Source organism: Streptomyces sp. Inha503 (assembly GCF_047215865.1).
Classification (GTDB): domain Bacteria; phylum Actinomycetota; class Actinomycetes; order Streptomycetales; family Streptomycetaceae; genus Streptomyces; species Streptomyces lycopersici.
In genome coordinates this window covers 5,926,647-5,944,155 of the sequence record NZ_CP178360.1, presented here as the reverse complement: position 1 = coordinate 5,944,155, position 17,509 = coordinate 5,926,647, and the positions used below count along the sequence as shown (strand labels likewise).

At 70.8% G+C, this 17,509-nt stretch carries 15 protein-coding genes and 1 tRNA gene; 10 read left to right on the top strand and 6 right to left on the bottom strand.

Features of this window, described 5'->3' with window-relative positions; genetic code table 11:
• Positions 1-431: 431 nt before the first annotated feature.
• Positions 432-662 carry a hypothetical protein gene (locus ACJX2R_RS24325; RefSeq protein ID WP_262699261.1) on the bottom strand — a complete coding sequence of 77 codons (231 nt, stop codon included), beginning with the start codon at positions 660-662 and terminating at the stop codon, positions 432-434.
• A 409-nt stretch (positions 663-1,071) separates the two neighbouring features.
• On the bottom strand, positions 1,072-1,749 hold the full coding sequence (gene phoU / locus ACJX2R_RS24320) for a phosphate signaling complex protein PhoU (RefSeq protein WP_413101854.1): 678 nt from the start codon (positions 1,747-1,749) through the stop codon (positions 1,072-1,074).
• 323 nt (positions 1,750-2,072) lie between these two features.
• Between phoU and ACJX2R_RS24315 the strand changes: the two genes are divergently transcribed.
• Both ACJX2R_RS24315 and ACJX2R_RS24310 read left to right on the top strand, forming a co-directional pair.
• A complete protein-coding gene (locus ACJX2R_RS24315; protein WP_262699259.1) occupies positions 2,073-3,368 on the top strand; it encodes a sensor histidine kinase in 1,296 nt (431 codons plus the stop codon).
• Positions 3,365-4,045, top strand: coding sequence for a response regulator transcription factor (locus ACJX2R_RS24310; protein WP_037960596.1), 681 nt, complete (start codon positions 3,365-3,367; stop codon positions 4,043-4,045). Before ACJX2R_RS24315 ends, ACJX2R_RS24310 begins: the two co-directional genes overlap by 4 nt.
• Before the next feature lie 302 nt (positions 4,046-4,347).
• Here the strand turns inward: ACJX2R_RS24310 and ACJX2R_RS24305 are convergent, their stop codons facing one another.
• Entirely contained in the window at positions 4,348-5,055 is a 708-nt protein-coding gene (locus ACJX2R_RS24305) for a DUF461 domain-containing protein (protein ID WP_413101853.1), read from the bottom strand.
• Positions 5,056-5,697: 642 nt separating this feature from the next.
• Between ACJX2R_RS24305 and ACJX2R_RS24300 the strand changes: the two genes are divergently transcribed.
• The 6 genes from ACJX2R_RS24300 to ACJX2R_RS24275 all read left to right on the top strand — a co-directional run bounded on the left by ACJX2R_RS24300 (position 5,698) and on the right by ACJX2R_RS24275 (position 12,406).
• A complete protein-coding gene (locus tag ACJX2R_RS24300) occupies positions 5,698-6,180 on the top strand; it encodes a CarD family transcriptional regulator (protein ID WP_009716930.1) in 483 nt (160 codons plus the stop codon).
• Positions 6,181-6,467: 287 nt separating this feature from the next.
• Positions 6,468-7,262, top strand: coding sequence for a 2-C-methyl-D-erythritol 4-phosphate cytidylyltransferase (gene ispD, locus ACJX2R_RS24295; protein ID WP_413101852.1), 795 nt, complete (start codon positions 6,468-6,470; stop codon positions 7,260-7,262).
• Positions 7,252-7,743 carry a 2-C-methyl-D-erythritol 2,4-cyclodiphosphate synthase gene (gene ispF / locus ACJX2R_RS24290; protein ID WP_413101851.1) on the top strand — a complete coding sequence of 164 codons (492 nt, stop codon included), beginning with the start codon at positions 7,252-7,254 and terminating at the stop codon, positions 7,741-7,743. The genes ispD and ispF overlap by 11 nt, the downstream gene beginning before the upstream one ends.
• A 282-nt stretch (positions 7,744-8,025) precedes the next feature.
• Complete coding sequence (cysS, locus tag ACJX2R_RS24285) at positions 8,026-9,423, top strand: cysteine--tRNA ligase (RefSeq protein ID WP_413101850.1); 1,398 nt, start codon at positions 8,026-8,028, stop codon at positions 9,421-9,423.
• A 146-nt stretch (positions 9,424-9,569) separates the two neighbouring features.
• Positions 9,570-10,520, top strand: a complete 951-nt coding sequence (rlmB, locus tag ACJX2R_RS24280; RefSeq protein ID WP_413101849.1) for a 23S rRNA (guanosine(2251)-2'-O)-methyltransferase RlmB — start codon at positions 9,570-9,572, stop codon at positions 10,518-10,520.
• A gap of 116 nt (positions 10,521-10,636) precedes the next feature.
• Positions 10,637-12,406, top strand: coding sequence for a DoxX family protein (locus ACJX2R_RS24275; RefSeq protein WP_413101848.1), 1,770 nt, complete (start codon positions 10,637-10,639; stop codon positions 12,404-12,406).
• Positions 12,407-13,242: 836 nt separating this feature from the next.
• Here the strand turns inward: ACJX2R_RS24275 and ACJX2R_RS24270 are convergent.
• From ACJX2R_RS24270 to ACJX2R_RS24260, 3 genes are all read right to left on the bottom strand, one after another.
• Positions 13,243-14,043, bottom strand: coding sequence for a nucleotidyltransferase family protein (locus ACJX2R_RS24270; protein ID WP_262699252.1), 801 nt, complete (start codon positions 14,041-14,043; stop codon positions 13,243-13,245).
• A gap of 81 nt (positions 14,044-14,124) precedes the next feature.
• A complete protein-coding gene (locus tag ACJX2R_RS24265) occupies positions 14,125-14,544 on the bottom strand; it encodes a hypothetical protein (RefSeq protein WP_020870433.1) in 420 nt (139 codons plus the stop codon).
• Positions 14,545-14,907: 363 nt separating this feature from the next.
• Complete coding sequence (locus tag ACJX2R_RS24260; RefSeq protein ID WP_413105944.1) at positions 14,908-16,044, bottom strand: ABC transporter ATP-binding protein; 1,137 nt, start codon at positions 16,042-16,044, stop codon at positions 14,908-14,910.
• 176 nt (positions 16,045-16,220) lie between these two features.
• Here ACJX2R_RS24260 and ACJX2R_RS24255 point away from each other — a divergent pair.
• Together ACJX2R_RS24255 and ACJX2R_RS24250 are read left to right on the top strand one after the other, a co-directional pair.
• Positions 16,221-16,293, top strand: a tRNA-Thr gene (locus ACJX2R_RS24255).
• A gap of 406 nt (positions 16,294-16,699) precedes the next feature.
• The gene (locus ACJX2R_RS24250) at positions 16,700-16,957 is read left to right on the top strand and encodes a LysR family transcriptional regulator (RefSeq protein WP_014061570.1); all 258 of its coding nucleotides are present in this window, start codon (positions 16,700-16,702) and stop codon (positions 16,955-16,957) included.
• Positions 16,958-17,509 lie beyond the last annotated feature (552 nt).

The following is a 17,509-nucleotide window of genomic DNA, read 5'->3' as shown; positions in this document are numbered from 1 at the left end:
ACTTCCCCCGCGCTGGACATCCGGACCGGAAAACTCACTTTATATGGCTGACCAGCGGAGAAACCGGCGGCGTGAGACCGGAACCTCCTCGGTGGGAGGCACAGCTGGCAGGATCATGGCGCGATAGCGCAGCCACCACGAGCCGTCCAGCCAGGCCATCAGCTCAGCGCACGGAGAGACAACCCATGGCACCGCATGTTCTCGGTCAGCTTTCGTCGCGGTCACGAGACGGCGGTCACGGGCACGTCGCATGAGCCCCAGAGATCCGTGAAGCCGGTCCCATCGGGGACGGCGGTCGCGTCGACCACGGATCCGGCCCTCCGATCCGCACCGTACGGCGCGGATCGGCACCGCTCCAGCGTTCGGCACCGGTCCCCACGAGGGGAGGGACCGGCGCCGGACGTTGTGGCGGTTCTGTCGCTTTTGCTACGTCATCTGGGCGCGGCGGGCCAGTCGTCGGGGCCGCCGCCGTTCCACTCGATCAGCGCGGGGTTGTCGAGGGGCGCGTCCTCTTCCATCACACCCGCGCGGTGCAGGAGCCGCCGGAGCTCGTCCGGGCTCACCACCACTCCGACGTCGGCGCCGTCGATCAGCACACGGCGGCGGCCGTCCAGCGGTTCGTCCACCACGACGCGGGGCGGGGCGGGGGTCTTGTCCTCCATAGGACAAGGCTCGCCGCTTACGGCGCCGACCGCACCTCGGGCGGGACGTGCCGATGAACGGAACGTGCCGATGAACGGGCCGTGCCCATGAAACCGTGGCCGACGCGCGAGGGCCTGGGACCGGTCATCGGTCCCAGGCCCTCTGTTATGCGGTTCGTATCGGTCGCGCCGGTCAGCCGCAGTTGCCGCCGCACTGGCACGGGCCGCCGGACTGACAGCCGCAGCCGCAGCCCGAGCCGCAGCCGCATGCGCCGACGGGGTGGGTCGGAGCGGGTTCGGGCTTGGAGAGGTCCGCCATGAGTCTCCTCCTCGGGAGGGGTCACGTCACCTGCTGCTCATGGTGCCGACGACCCGGCGGCCCAGCGCAGGGGCGCGTCGACGGCGCTTTGATGCACACCGTCGCGGACGCTCACGCCCCTTCGACATCCCCTTGCTGGAATATCTCGTCGGCGTGCTCACCGGTGACCAGGTAGACCACGCGCTTGGCGACCGAGACCGCGTGGTCCGCGAATCGCTCGTAGTAGCGGCCCAGCAGCGTGACGTCCACGGCCGTCTCGATGCCGTGCTTCCAGCGGTCGTCCATCAGGTGCTGGAAGAGGGTGCGGTGCAGCAGGTCCATCGCGTCGTCGTCCTGCTCCAGCTGGAGCGCGAGGTCGACGTCCTTGGTGATGATGACCTCGGCGGCCTTCGCCATCAGCCGCTGGGCGAGCTGGCCCATCTCCAGGATCGTGGCGTGCAGATCCTGCGGCACGGCCGAGTTCGGGAAGCGGAGCCGGGCCAGCTTGGCGACGTGCTGCGCGAGGTCGCCGGAGCGCTCCAGGTCGGCGCTCATCCGCAGGCTGGTCACCACGATCCGCAGATCGGTGGCGACCGGCTGCTGCCGGGCGAGCAGGGCTATCGCCCGGCCCTCCAGGTCCCGCTGTAGATCATCGACCTTCTCATCGGCGGCGATGACGCTCTCGGCGAGCTTGAGGTCCGCGTCGAGAATGGCAGTGGTGGCACGGCCGATGGCCGAACCGACGAGCCGGGCCATGTCGACCAGGCCGTCCCCGATCGAATCAAGCTCCTCGTGGTACGCGTCCCGCATCACTGACCTCTTTCACTGACTCTCGGTGACGATCTTTGACAGGCTCTGACAGGTTTCCTGGCAGTTCTCCGTGGCATGCCCCGGGGGCCCCACACTTCCACGCTCCGGCCGAAACGCGTCCGCTTCCGGCATCGGGCGTTAATCACACCTGATGTCCAGGTGAACTCTCGGCAACGCAACCCCGGCCGCCCCGTGTGAGACCCGCTTGACGAAACGTCCGGAGTGAACCGATACCGACTCCTCGGTGAACTCTCGGCAACGTCTGACCGAGGGGATCGTCACGGGGCTGTGGAGGGGTCTCGCCGCCCGCATAACCTGGACGCATGAACGTGAACGCGGCGATCGCCGCAGTGGCGGCGCTCGCCGGGTTGTGCACCGGCGTCATCGCCATGCTGGCGTTCCGCTGGAGCGAGCGTGAACAGGCGAAGCCTACGCGCTCCTCGCTGCATACCGACGCCGTGCTGCCGCCCGGCGTGGACACGGTGCTGTCGGTACTGCGTTCCTCGGCCGTCGTCCTCGACGAAGCGGACGCAGTCGTCAAGGCGAGCTCGGCCGCGTACGCGCTGGGCCTGGTGCGCGGCGGCAAGCTGGCCGTCGAGCCGATGCTGGCGATGGCCCGCGACACCCGGCGGGACGGCGAGATCCGGCAGATCGAGCTCGATCTGCCGCGCCGCGGCACCGGCCGGGGCGGCGACGCGCTCGCGGTCTCCGCCAGAGTGGCCCCGCTGGGCTCCCGGCTGGTCCTGCTGCTCGTGGAGGACCTCACCGAGGCCCGCCGGATCGAGGCCGTACGACGCGACTTCGTCGCCAACGTCAGCCATGAGCTCAAGACCCCGGTCGGCGCGCTGTCCCTGCTGTCCGAGGCCGTGATGGACGCGTCCGACGACCCGGAGGCGGTCACCCGCTTCGCCGGCCGGATGCAGGTCGAGGCCACCCGGCTGACCAGCCTGGTCCAGGAGCTCATCGACCTCTCCCGGGTGCAGAACGACGACCCGCTGGAGGACGCCGAGCCGGTCCGGGTGGACGAGCTCGTCGCCGAGGCCATCGACCGGTGCCGCCACCAGGCGGGCACCAAACAGATCACGATGGCCACGGGCGGCACCGCCGATCTGCACGTCTGGGGCAACCGCGGTCAGCTGGCCGCCGCGCTCGGCAATCTCGTCGAGAACGCGGTCAACTACAGCCCGGCCCGCACCCGCGTCGGCATCGCCGCCCGCCGCATCCCCGCTACCGGCGGGGACCTGATCGAGATCGCCGTGACCGACCAGGGCATAGGCATCTCGGAGAAGGACCGCGAGCGGATCTTCGAGCGCTTCTACCGGGTCGACCCGGCCCGCTCGCGGCAGACCGGCGGGACCGGGCTCGGGCTCGCCATCGTCAAGCATGTGGCCGCCTCGCACGGCGGGGAGGTCACCGTGTGGAGCGCCGAGGGACAGGGCTCCACCTTCACCCTGAGACTCCCGGAAGCCGGTGCGGCGCGGGACCGGGACCGCTCGCGGAGCGGGACGCGCGAGTCGAGCGAGTCGTACGACACCGGAGACCTCGATGGCGAGGACCACGGCCGGCCGTACGAGACCTTCACCAATGAACCACTCTCAGCTCCGGAGGTCCTTCCGTGACCCGAGTTCTGGTCGTCGAGGACGAGGAATCGTTCAGCGACGCGCTGTCGTACATGCTTCGCAAGGAGGGATTCGAGGTCGCGATCGCGACTACCGGCCCCGAGGGGCTCGATGAGTTCGAGCGGAACGGCGCCGACCTGGTGCTGCTCGACCTGATGCTGCCGGGCCTGCCCGGTACGGAGGTCTGCCGTCAGCTGCGCGGCCGGTCCAATGTCCCGGTGATCATGGTGACCGCCAAGGACAGCGAGATCGACAAGGTGGTCGGGCTGGAAATAGGCGCCGACGACTATGTGACCAAGCCCTTCTCCTCGCGCGAGCTGGTCGCCCGGATCAGAGCCGTGCTGCGCCGCCGCGGTGAGCCGGAGGAGGTCACCCCGGCCGCCCTGGAGGCCGGACCGGTCCGGATGGACGTCGACCGGCACGTGGTCACGGTCGGCGGCGGCAAGGTGGACCTCCCGCTGAAGGAGTTCGACCTGCTGGAGATGTTGCTGCGGAACGCCGGCCGGGTGCTGACCCGTATGCAGCTGATCGACCGCGTCTGGGGCGCGGACTACGTGGGCGACACCAAGACCCTCGACGTCCACGTCAAGCGCCTCCGGGCCAAGATCGAGCCGGATCCGGGTGCGCCTCGGTATCTGGTGACGGTGCGGGGTCTGGGCTACAAGTTCGAGCCGTAAAGCCGGGCCTGAGCCCCGGACCGCCGGACGGAGTCCGGCACAGCGTGCCGAAGCCCGTGAGGCCCGCCAGGGCCGAGCGGTGCGAGGGGCGCACGCGGAAGGGGGCTCGAGCCGGATCCGGGTGCGCCTCGGTATCTGGTGACGGTGCGGGGTCTGGGCTACAAGTTCGAGCCGTAAAGAGAACGGCCCGGTCGAGCCGTGGCAAGCGACTCATGTGTGAGGGCGGCCCTGGAAAGGTCCAGGGCCGCCCTCACACATGCCTGGGCGGGTCTCAGTGACCCGTGGAGACCGGCCGACGGGTCTCAGTGACCGCCGCCGTTCGGGTTGGGCTCGCCGGACGCGATGCCGTTGGGGACGTCGCCGCTCTCCTCGCCGCCGGGCTGGCCGCTCGCCGTGCCGGACGGGGTGCCACTGGGCTTACCACTGGCGGTGCCGCTGGGCGTACCGCTCGGCTTGCCGCTGGGCGTCGCCGAGCCCGACGGCTTGGCGGTCGGCAGCTCGGACGGGCCCCAGCCCTTGAAGTAGCTCCTCGCCGGGACCACGAACGCGGTGATCGGGACGTTGCCGGTCGAGCTGAGATCGAAGACGACCCGCTGCGCGTTGCCGTCCTGGGCGGCCTCGCGCCCGTCGCTGATGACGGCGGAGGCGTTGCCCTCGCCGCCGAACGCCACCGAGCCGCCGTGCGGGACCACGACCGGGCCCTTGCCCTTGGCCGGGGAGAGCTTCACCCGAGCGCTGGTGCCGGGCAGGGTGATGGCCTTGACGGTCTGGTCGTTCTTGCCGTTGTTGAAGATCCGGCCGGTGACGACGGCGGGGCCCTCGGCGGTGCGGTCCGGCTGGGTCACCACGGCGGCGTTCTGGATCTTGATGTCCCCGACGGACGTCGCGGCGTTGTCGGGCTTGACCCCCAGCGTCTGCGCGTCGTTCCCGGCTCCGCAGGCGGAGAGCGGGGCGACCGAGACCACGATGGCGGCTGCGGCGAGGGCGCCGCGTCGAAGGCTGCTGCTCACGGCGGCGGCATCTCCTAGGACGAGGTAAAGGTTGGATCAGCGCGCTTAGATTACCGATCCGCCCTCTTCGGCCCGCACCCGACCCGCCCCAAGGCGGCCGGCCCCGCGGCGGCACGCCCGTACGCTGCCGGTTCCGGGGTGGTTCCGGCGCGGTTCCGCGTGGTTCGGACATGGCCGGGGTGTGCTTCCCGGGTGCGTTACGCGGTCCGTACGGCACCGTCCCGAAGTCCCGAATATCGTCTCGACCGGTCGCGCGGGAGATTATCGGTAAGGAATCCATGCATGTCCGAGAATTGATCACAGACTTGATCCGCTCTGCGTGATCAACTCCGTGATCAATTCGCGAATCGGGGCCGGATCGCTCGCTCCTGATCCGAACGGAGTAGCGGAAGTCCATCGACTGGACTCCGGCAAAACGGGACGTAGGGCCACTCGTCCGGGCTTCTTCCGACGCGTAACGGGTGGGTTTCGGGGTGCCCGGACAGCGGCTCCCACCTGCGAATACCCGGTTCCGCAGACCTCGTGCAGCACGTTCCTGCCGCACTTGTCAAGCCCCGAGATATGCCCTGACCTGCGAAAACGCCATTCAGAAGAAGGCGTTCCCGTGTTACCCTGGATAGCCACGGAAGGGGTACCTGTCACATGACGTTCAAGGTTGGCGACACCGTGGTCTATCCCCATCACGGGGCCGCGCTGATCGAGGCCATCGAAACTCGCCAGATCAAAGGCGTGGACAAGACCTACTTGGTGCTGAAGGTCGCCCAGGGTGACCTGACGGTTCGTGTGCCGGCGGACAATGCGGAGTTCGTCGGTGTGCGTGATGTGGTCGGCCAAGACGGGCTGGACCGGGTCTTCGAGGTGCTGCGCGCACCGTATGCGGAAGAACCAACGAACTGGTCCCGTCGCTACAAGGCAAATCTCGAGAAGCTCGCCTCCGGCGATGTGATCAAGGTTGCCGAGGTCGTGCGTGACCTGTGGCGCCGAGAGCGTGAGCGCGGACTCTCCGCCGGTGAGAAGCGCATGCTCGCCAAGGCCCGCCAGATCCTGGTGAGCGAGCTCGCCCTTGCCGAGAGCACCAACGAGGACAAGGCCGAGGCCCTGCTTGACGAGGTTCTCGCGTCCTGACGAATCAATGCCGTGGTGCCCGAGTGACTCAGACGTGAATTCCCGCTAATCGTCTGTCGCCGGGCGCTGCGGCATGTGTACGTGCCGGACGTCGTTGATCCCCTGGCGATCTCCTTTGATCCCCCGAGGCCCCGTCTATCGCCGCGCGCACGGTGCGCGGTGTGGGTGTGCCGGGCCGGGCAGCTGGCTCGACCAGTCGTCACGGAAGGGGCCGGTCGGGGCATCGCGCCCGGCACGCTGTGGCCATACCCATTTCGGCTGAGGAAGCAAACCTGAACGCCAACTCAATGTCCGCAACACCGGATCACGGCGGCTCCGGCGCGTCCGGGCGAACCGCCCGCACCGCCGCCGTGATCCCCGCCGCGGGGCGCGGCGTGCGGCTGGGGCCGGGCGCCCCCAAGGCGCTGCGCCCGCTGAGCGGCACGCCCATGCTCGTCCACGCCGTACGGGCGATGGCCGGATCCCGCTCCGTCTCCCTCGTCGTCGTGGTCGCCCCGCCGGACGGCGCCGACGAGGTGCGGCGGCTGCTGGACGCGCATCCGCTGAGCGGCACCCTCGGCGACACCACCGAGGTGGTCGTCGTGCCCGGCGGCGAGACCCGGCAGGAGTCGGTGCGCAAGGGGCTGGCCGCCGTCCCCGAGACCGTCACCACCGTGCTGGTGCACGACGCGGCCCGGCCGCTGGTGCCCGTGGACACGGTGGACGCGGTCGTCGCCGCCGTACGGGACGGGGCGCCCGCCGTCGTCCCGGCGCTGCCGCTGGCCGACACCGTGAAGCGGGTCGAGCCGCGCACCGGGGAGCGGGCCGGTGAGCCCGAGCCGGTGGTCGGCACGCCCGAGCGCGCGCTGCTGCGCGCCGTCCAGACCCCGCAGGGCTTCGACCGCGCCACCCTCGTGGCCGCCCACGAGAAAATCGTCCTGGAGGGCGAGGGCGCCACGGACGACGCGGGCATGGTGGAGCGGCTCGGCGTCGAGGTCGTGGTCGTCCCCGGCCACGAGGAGGCGTTCAAGGTGACCCGGCCGCTGGACCTGGTGCTGGCCGAGGCGGTCCTGGCCCGCAGGAGGGCGAACGATGGCTTCTGACGCGGCGATGCTCCCCCTGGTGGGCATCGGCACGGATGTGCACGCCTTCGAGAAGGGCCGTGAGCTGTGGTGCGCCGGGCTGCTGTGGGAGGGCGAGGAGTACGGACTCGCCGGGCATTCCGACGGCGATGTGGCCGCGCACGCCGCCTGTGACGCGCTGTTCTCCGCCGCCGGGCTCGGCGATCTCGGCGCCCACTTCGGCACCGACCGCCCCGAGTGGTCCGGCGCGGCCGGCACCACGCTGCTCGCCGAGGCCGCCCGGATCGTCCGGGACGCGGGCTTCGAGATCGGCAATGTGGCGATCCAGGTGATCGGCGTGCGCCCGAAGATCGGCAAACGGCGCGAAGAGGCGACGAAGGCGCTGACGGCGGCCGTGGGCGCCCCCGTCTCGGTGTCCGGTACGACCACGGACGGGCTGGGGCTGACCGGCCGCGCCGAGGGGCTCGCGGCGATCGCGACGGCGCTGGTGTTCCGGCGGTAGGGGCGACGGCGACCGGTGGTCCGCACGGGGGCGCGGGCGCTCCGGCGGTGGTGCCGTCCGGCGTTCTGGTCGGCGTTCTGCCCGGCGTTCTGGTCGGTGTTCTGGATGGGCGCGCGGGTGCTCCGACGGGGCGTCGGTGTTCCGGCGCGTTCCGGCGCGTTCCGGCGGTCAGGGGGCGCGCGGGTGCGTCCGGAGTGTCACCCGCGTCCCGAGTGTCACGCTTCTGTGTCCCCGTGGGGGAAGGGGCACGGGGCACCGTTCACTTCCCACTACCCTTGACGCGTGACTATTCGCCTGTACGACACCAGCGCCCGGCAGATCCGTGACTTCACCCCGCTCAACCCGGGCTGCGTCTCGATCTACCTGTGCGGCGCGACCGTGCAGGCCGCCCCGCATATCGGGCACATCAGGTCGGGGCTGAACTTCGACATCATGCGCCGCTGGTTCGCCCACCGCGGCTATGACGTGACGTTCATCCGCAATGTCACGGACATCGACGACAAGATCATCGCGAAGTCGGCGGAGCAGAAGCGCCCCTGGTGGGCGATCGGCTACGAGAACGAGCGCGCCTTCAACCAGGCGTACGACATCCTCGGCTGCCTGCCCGTGACCTATGAGCCGCGGGCGACCGGTCATGTCCCCGAGATGATCGAGATGATGCGGGAGCTGATCGACCGGGGTCATGCGTATGCCGCCGAGGGCAATGTCTACTTCGATGTGCGCTCGTTCCCCGAGTATCTGAAGCTCTCCAACCAGGATCTGGACGGACTGCGCCAGCCCTCGGGCGAGGGCGAGACCGGCAAGCGCGACCCGCGCGACTTCGCCATGTGGAAGGCGGCGAAGCCGGGGGAGCCCAGCTGGGAGACCCCATGGGGGCGCGGCCGTCCCGGCTGGCACCTGGAGTGCTCGGCGATGGCGCACAAGTACCTCGGGCGCGCCTTCGACATCCACGGCGGCGGCGTCGACCTGATCTTCCCGCACCATGAGAACGAGATCGCGCAGGCCAAGGCGTTCGGCGACGACTTCGCCGCCTACTGGGCGCACAACGCCTGGGTGACCATGAGCGGCGAGAAGATGAGCAAGTCGCTCGGCAACTCGGTGCTGGTCTCCGAGATGGTCAAGCGCTGGCGTCCGATCGTGCTCCGCTACTACCTGGGCACCCCGCACTACCGGTCGATGATCGAGTACAGCGAGGAGGCCCTGCGCGAGGCCGAGTCGGCGTTCGCGCGGATCGAGGGCTTCATCCAGCGCGTGGTGGAGAAGGCCGGGAGCGTCGAGCCCGCCGCCGAGGTGCCGCCCGCGTTCGCCGAGGCGATGGACGACGACCTCGGGGTGCCGCAGGCGCTCGCGGTCGTCCACACCACCGTCCGCCAGGGGAACTCCGCCCTGACCGCCGACGACAAGGAGGCGGCGGTCGCCCGGCTCGCCGAGGTGCGGGCCATGCTGGGCGTGCTGGGCCTCGATCCGCTCGACGAGCACTGGGCGGGCGGTTCGGACCGTGGTGAGGATCTGCACGGCGTGGTCGATTCCCTCGTCCGGCTGGTCCTGGAGCAGCGGCAGGCCGCGCGGGCCCGTAAGGACTACGCGACGGCGGACGCGATCCGCGATCAGCTCCAGCAGTCGGGTCTGGTGATCGAGGACACCCCGTCCGGGCCGCGCTGGGAGCTGGGCACCCGCTGACCTGGCTGTTTGTGCCGCCCGCCGCGTCGGGCGGCACACTTGTGACCGTACATACGACCGTACGACCCTAGACGCGTGTGGCGTTCGACGTTTTTCCGTTGCCGTTTGCCGAGCAGCGCTGAGCAGTGAAGAGACAGGTGACATTCATGGCCGGCAACAGCCAGCGCAGGAACCGCCGTACCAGCAACAAGAAGGGCGCGACGGTCGGCAGCGGCGGTAAGCGGCGCCGCGCCCTCGAGGGCAAGGGGCCCACCCCGCCCGCCGAGATGCGCAAGGGACACGCCAAGCAGCGGATGGCCAACGCCCGCGCCCGCCAGGCCGCCAAGCGCCCCGTCCCGCGGCGCGGCGGCAAGGGCTCCAACGAGCTGGTGGTGGGCCGTAACCCGGTGGTCGAGGCGCTGCGCGAGGGCGTTCCGGCGAACACGCTGTATGTGCAGCAGTTCATCGACAGCGACGACCGGGTGCGCGAGGCGCTGAAGGTCGCGGCCGACCGCGGCGGCATCCACCTCATGGAGGCGCCCAAGGCCGAGCTGGACCGGATGACGAACGGGCTGAACCACCAGGGCCTGGTGCTCCAGGTCCCGCCGTACGAGTACGCCCACCCCGAGGACCTGAGCGCGGCCGCCTTCGACGAGGGCGAGGACCCGCTGATCGTCGCCCTCGACGGCGTCACGGATCCGCGCAACCTGGGCGCGGTGGTCCGCTCGGTGTCCGCCTTCGGCGGCCATGGCGTGGTCGTACCGGAGCGGCGCGCGGCCGGGATGACCGCGGGCGCCTGGAAGACCTCGGCGGGCACCGCCGCCCGCACCCCGGTCGCCCGCGCGACCAACCTCACCCGGACCCTGGAGGCCTACCAGAAGGCGGGCCTGACGGTGGTCGGGCTGGCGGCGGACGGCGATGTCGAGCTGACGGACCTCGAGGTGCTGGACGGCCCGGTCGTGATCGTCGTCGGCAGCGAGGGCAAGGGGCTGTCGCGGCTGGTGGGCGAGACCTGCGATCTGCGGGTGCGGATTCCGATGCCGGGCGGCGCGGAGTCGCTGAACGCGGGCGTGGCGGCGGGCGTCGTGCTGTACGAGGCGGCACGGCGCCGGGACTGACCCTGGTTGCTCCGGCCCGATGATCTTGACGGGCCTCGGACAGATCGGGACGTCCCCGGCAGTGTCTTTCCCGTCCGTCACTCGGTTAGTTGGACGTGGAGACCAGAAAAGCCCGCATGCCTTCGCCCCTGGCGGGACGCGCGGGGGGATTCGACGACGAACCACGGCTGACCATGGCCAAGGTGCCATGCGATCCGGCGCAGGTCGCCGTCAATGCCCCGAGCTTCCGGGTGCAGCTCAGCGTCCCGGTCGTCAGCGACACGCTGACGGACACGGCCCGGCTCGCCCGCGTCCCGGCCCCCGGCCGGCGTCGGCCGCCCGTGGTGTGGAGCGGCCGCACCCGCCCCGGCGGGGACACCGCGGCGACCCGGCTGCTTCAGGCCGTGCGGTACTCCTCCGAGGGCCTGACCGACAGTCTGTCCGATGGCCTGAACGATGGTTTGGGCCGTTCCCGGGCGGGTGAGGGCGCCGAGGACGTGGGCGCCACGCAGGTGCTGCCGCGGATCGCCTTCGACGACGACACGGCGCCCACGGTCATCGGCCCGCGCAACCCGCGTACGGAGTCCGTGCCCCGGTCGTCCGGCGGCGTGCCCCGGTCGTCCGGCGGACGGCGGCGTCCGGGCGCGGACGGCCCGGCCGAGACGGGTGGAGCGCGCGGAGCAGGCGGAGCGGGCAGGGCGAGCGCGGTGGCCGGGGCGGCCGGGGCGGAGCGGCGCGGCGTGTCCTCCGGACGGCCGGGCGCCCCCGACGGCGAGCGGGACGAGTCGCGGCGCGCCGCGGTTCCGCGCCCGCGCCGCCACTCCGAGTCCGTACGCCACGCCTACTACCCCGGGCGCCGGATGAACCTCGGCGTCGTCCTGCTCCCGCTGCGCATCTTCCTCGGCTTCATCTCCATCTACGGCGGGATGGGCAAGCTCTCCGACCCCGTCTACTTCGACGGCGGCGAGCGCGGCTCGATGGTCACCTGGCTGCGCAGGCTGCACCCGTGGCCGATCGCCGAGCCGCTGCGCGACCTGGCGCTGGGGCATCCCGTGGGCGCCGGGCTGACCGTGGCGTTCCTACAGATCGTGGTCGGCGTGCTCACCGTGCTCGGGCTGTGGCAGCGGCTGGCCGCCTCGTTCGGCGCGCTGCTGTCCGCCGCGCTGATCGTCACCGTGAGCTGGCGTACGGTGCCGGTCTACGACGCGCCCGACATCATCTACCTCGCCGCCTGGAGCCCGCTGATCATCGCGGGCGCGCCGGTCTACTCGGTGGACGGCCGGCTCGCCGGCGAGGCGTGGCGGCGGCTCGGCCCCCGGGCCGGACTGTGGGAGCTGCGGCGCCGGGTGCTGCGCCGTGGCGGTGTGATGGCGATGGTGGTCGCCGGGCTGACGCTGCTGGTGGGCTCGATGCTGGGCGCCGCCGTACGGTCCTCGGAGGTCGTGAAGGCGCCGGAGCCGAGCGATCTGCCCACGAACCACCTGCCAGGCTCGCCGCTGCCCAGCAAGCCCGCCGAGAGCCCGCGCGGCGGGCAGCGCGGGACGGTGGGCACGGGCGGGGGCACGGGCGCGCCGTCGCCGCGCGAGCGGCTGTCGCACCGTCCCGAGCCGTCCGCCACGGGCTCCTCGGCGTCGACGTCCTCGTCCGGGGTGCCGAGCGCGACGGATTCGGCGTCCGGCACGTCCGGCCGCCCCAGCGGCGCGTCCCGGCCCCGTCCGGGCCTGGGGACGGCCCCCCGCTCCCCGCGCCACCCCCTCGCCCCGACCGCGCCGGGTCCGTCCTCGCTGGGCGGCGCCGGCGGCGGCCTGTCCGCGGGCGGCCCGGAGGGCGGCCCCCCGGAGGACAACACATACAACTACAGCGACCCGGCCGCCGAGGAAGCCGCCCTGGGCGGCCTCCTCGGCTGAGCACGGCCGCGCTCCCGCGCCCCGCGGTGCCGGGCGGTTTTCCCCTACCCGCCCCTTCCCGAAGCATCGATGTGCGGCTCCGCCGCGTGGCAGGGGCTTCGCCCCTGGGCCCTGGGCTCGGGGGCGGGCCCCGGATACCCCTGCCGTGTCAGCACGTCAGGGGTGTCTGGGGGCCCAGGCGGCTCCGTGGTGTGCGGGTTTCCCCGGCCTCCGGGGCTGGGGCGAAGCCCCGCCCGGCCCCGGGGCGGGGTCGCATATCGCGACTGCTCCTGGCCCGCCGGCGCGCCAGGAGCCTCGCCCTGGACCCCGGGCTCGGGGGCGGCCCCCGGATACCCCTGCCGTGTCAGCGCGTCAGGGGTGTCTGGGGGCCTGGTATGCGGCTCCGTGGTGTGCGGGGTTTCCCCGGGCCCCGGGGATGGGGCGAAGCCCCGCCCGGCCCCGGGGCGGGGCCGCATATCGCGACTGCTCCTGGCGCTCCGCCGCGTGGCAGGGGCTTCGCCCCTGGGCCCCGGGCTCGGGGGCGGGCCCCGGATACCCCTGCCGTGTCAGCGCGTCAGGGGTGTCTGGGGGCCTGGTGTGCGGCTCCGTGGTGTGCGGGGTTTCCCCGGGCCCCGGGGATGGGGCGAAGCCCCGCCCGGCCCTGGGGCGGGGTCGCATGTCGCGACGCTCCTGGCGCGCCGGTGTGCCAGGAGCCTCGCCCTGGACCTCGGGGGCTGGGGCGGAGCCCCAGTTTCGGGAAGGGGCGGGGAGGGGAACAGCACGCCGCGGGCGCCACGGTCCGTCGGACACGCTGAGCCGCGGCCGACCCTGTCGGCGTCGCGCGGCGCGGCCGTGGGTCAGGCGTGTGGCACGGGCGTCGTGTCGAAGGGGCCGTGGCCGTGGGGCGGGGGGCCCGCGGTCAGTTCCTTGGCGGCCTCGGTCAGGTCCTTGGCCGTGTCGATGGCCCGCCAGTACGCGCCCTGGGGCAGCGGGAAGCCCGCCAGCCGACGTTCCCGCGCCAGGCGCGGGAACGTGGTGCGCTCGTGGTCGCCCCGGTCGGGCAGCAGCGCGGTGAAGGCGGCGGAGAAGACGTAGACGCCCGCGTTGATGAGGTACGGCGAGGGCGGCGACTCGATGAAGTCCAGGACGTGGCCGAACTCATTGGTCTCCACCGCCCCCCACGGAATGCGCGGCCGGGCGAGGGCGAGCGTGGCGGTGGCGCCGCGCTCGTCGTGGAAGTCCGCCATGTCGCGGAGCGAGAAGCGGGTCCAGATGTCGCCGTTGGTGGCGTACCAGGGCTGGTCGGGCTCCGGGAGCCGGGCGGCGGCGAACTTCAGGCCGCCGCCGCGCCCCAGCGGCTCCTTCTCGACGACGGTCTTCACCCGCAGCGGCAGCTCCGCCGCCTCGAGCCAGTCCTGGAGGACGGCGGCGAGGTGGCCGCAGGAGACCACGGCGTCGGTGACGCCCTCGGCGGCCAGCCAGGCCAGCTGGTGGCCGATGATCGGAGTCCCGGTGCCCGGGATCTCGACCATCGGCTTGGGGCGGTCGTCGGTGTACGGACGCAGCCGTGAGCCCTGGCCGCCGGCCAGGACGACGGCTTGTGTGGGGCGCGCGGTCTGGTGGTGATGCCCGGGCCTGCGCTCGTCGTCATCGCTCATGAACCGCACCATATGCGGTGCGGGGACCGCCGAAGGGCGAACAGGGGAGGGAAGAGCCCCGGCGGTACGGCGGGGGCGGGGTCAGCGGTACGCCTGGGTGGTCCCCGACGCGAACGAGGTGTCGCAGACGGGCCGTGCGTACGCCTGGGCGCGGCTCACACCGCCGTACTTGGCGACCGCGGCGCGGCCGAGCGCACGGGCGATGGAGGCGCAGTGCTTGGCCAGCGAGGGACGTTCGGCCGTCGCCACCTGGAGGTGGGTGAGCGCCACGGAGGGGTTCTTCTCCTGGAGCTCGGCGAGCAGCCGGTCGCGCAGCAGCTCATGCGGCGCCCGGTGGGTGGCATGGGTGGACGCCCGGTCGGAGGAGGCGGTGAGGATCTGCGACTCGGCGCTCGGCGAGGCCCAGGGGACGCGGGTGACCGCGAGGGTGCCGGAGAGGACGAGCACGACGGGGAGGACGAGGGCGAGCGTTCTGCCGATGCGGCGGGCTGCGTGGTTCACGGGGTGGTTCCTCGCGGGTGGGTGGTACGGGGCTGGGTGGTACCGAGTGAGCGGTACCGAGTGAGTGGTACGGAGTGAGTCATGCGGAACTGCGGTATGCGGTGATCGTAGCGAGGAGCGACGATTTGGCGACATTCCGTCACCGGGCCGGGTGATGGAAACCCACTCCTGGCGTTCGGAGGGTTGACGCTCGGGGGTGAAATGCTCGAAATGTCGGGGAATTTATCGACAACGCAACCCGACGACGCAACCCGACAACGCAACACCGCGACGTACGCCCTGCCCCACCCAACGCGACGGCGCCGCCCGTCCGCTGGAAGCGGACGAACGGCGCCGTCGGTACGAACTGACGGGTCAGCGGCCTCAGTCGCTGAGCCGCTCCCCGGACGAGGTCGAGAACACGTGCGTCTCACCCGGCCGCGGCACGACGTGCAACTGCGCGCCCTTCTCCGGCACCTGGCGCCCGTTCACGCGGACGACCAGGTCCTTGACCTCGCCGCCGACCTCGGCGGTGCCGTAGACATAACCGTCCGCGCCGAGCTCCTCGACGACGTTCACGGTGACGGCGAGACCGGCCGGTGCGTCGTCGGACGCCTTGGTGAGGCCCTGGGCGGCGCCGCCGTTCTGCTCGACCACGTCGAAGTGCTCGGGCCGGACGCCCACGGTGACCGTGCGGTCGCCCTTGTCGGACGCGGCGCTCAGCGCCTCACGCGAGACCGGGACGACGCTGTTGCCGAACTTCACACCACCGTCGGTGATGGGCACCTCGACCAGGTTCATCGCGGGCGAGCCGATGAAGCCCGCGACGAAGAGGTTGGCGGGGCGGTCGTACATGTTGCGCGGCGAGTCGACCTGCTGGAGCAGACCGTCCTTCAGCACCGCCACCCGGTCGCCCATGGTCATGGCCTCGACCTGGTCGTGGGTGACGTACACCGTCGTGATGCCCAGCCGCCGCTGGAGGCTGGCGATCTGGGTACGCGTCTGCACACGCAGCTTGGCGTCCAGGTTGGACAGCGGCTCGTCCATGAGGAACACCTGCGGCTCCCGGACGATCGCCCGGCCCATCGCGACACGCTGCCGCTGACCACCGGACAGCGCCTTCGGCTTGCGCTCGAGGTACTCGGTGAGGTCCAGGATCTTCGCCGCGTCCTCGACCTTCTGCCGGATCTCGGTCTTGTTCACGCCGGCGATCTTGAGTGCGAAGCCCATGTTCTGGGCGACGGACATGTGCGGGTACAGCGCGTAGTTCTGGAACACCATGGCGATGTCCCGGTCCTTCGGCGGCAGATGGGTGACATCGCGGTCCCCGATCCGGATGGCCCCGCCGTTGACGTCCTCCAGCCCCGCGAGCATCCGCAGGGAGGTCGACTTCCCGCAGCCGGAGGGGCCGACGAGTACGAGGAACTCGCCGTCCTCGATGGAGATGTCGAGCTGGTCGACGGCGGGCTTCTCGGTGCCCGGGTACACCCGGGTCGCCTTGTCGTACGTGACCGTGGCCATGGTGATCTGTCCCTTCACCGGCAGGAACGTGCCGGACGATCCGAGTAAAGGAGGGGTCTAGTCCACCGGAGGTGGATTGGCGTGACGCTATACCGGCGAGGGCGGCCGTGTCTCTAGCCAGGGCCCGAGAATTTTCGAACGGATCACACCTCGGGGCCGGGTACACTACAGGGGACGCCGACTTAGCTCAGCTGGTAGAGCACCGCTCTTGTAAAGCGAAGGTCGTCGGTTCGAACCCGACAGTCGGCTCTGAGCCCGAGCAGGGAAGAAGCCCCGGACGGTCCGCCCTCCGGGGCGTTTGCTATCTCGTACCGCCCGGCTGCTACCTCGTACCTCCCAACTGCCACCCCGTTCCCCCCGGGCCCGGTGGACCGCCACGGCGCGCCCGCGGCCGAGTCGTGTTGGGCCGCTCCCGCGATGTGTGCGGTGAACGCCGTGTGAACTTTCATCGGAGCCGGGTTCTTCACCTCCGGCGTTGCAGCATGTTCCGCTCTTGTGAAGTCTTCGCGGCTCGTCGCATTGCAGCTTCCTGCACCGGATGTTGCCTTCCAAGATTGAGTACGTTGATATGGTCTCGACGGATCGGATAACCCGTGCCTTCTCGGCGACGGGTTCTCGACGGCCATCGGATGATGGCCGCCGGACAGGGGGCAAAATGCATGAGCGGGAGTTCCGCGCTTTCGTTTCCATAGCTGAGATAGGACGCATGGACCAAGCGGCCAAGGCGCTCGGCTATTCACAACCGGCCATCAGTTACCAGATCAAGTGCCTGGAACAGATGTTGGGCACCAAGCTTTTCACTCGCGACTCCACCGGTGCCCAGCTCACCAGGGAAGGTCGCATGATTCTTCCGTCCGCGCGGGCGGTGCTCGCGCTGATCGACAGCATGAAGGGCGTCTGCGCGGCCGCCTGACGCATGCTGCAATCGCCACTTCGGCCCGACTTGTGGCGGCGATCACCCAGGAATGAGGAACTCCTCATGTGAATGATCGCCACATGGATCTGGAGTGGTATGACCCGCTGGTTCGCGGCTTGTCGGGGTCATTCTCCGATTCCCTATGTTGGCTGGCAGTAACAGGACAGAAACAACCCGGGACGCTCGCTGAAAGCCTCCTGACCGATGCGTACAGTGATGATCACGACGTCGGAGGCGGGGGAGCCCGGGGGCCGTAAGGCAGCTAGCTGACAACTTCGGGGGGTTCGCGCGGGGGTCAAAGGGGGGCCGATAAGGGGAAGAGCTGCCTACTCTTTCTGTGCCGACTCGGACGCGTTGACTGGCGTAGGAGTGGGAACTACTGTCGGCCGCGCATCGATAATTGAAGTGTTCCGCCTTTCAACCTTTGGCGACGGAACATACCTGGCCATTCAGGGGGATGGCCACTCACTTCAACCTCCCAGCCGCATCCCGGACCCACCGGTCCGATGTCCGCTGGTGATCGTTGTGTCATAACGGGGGTAAAGCGTG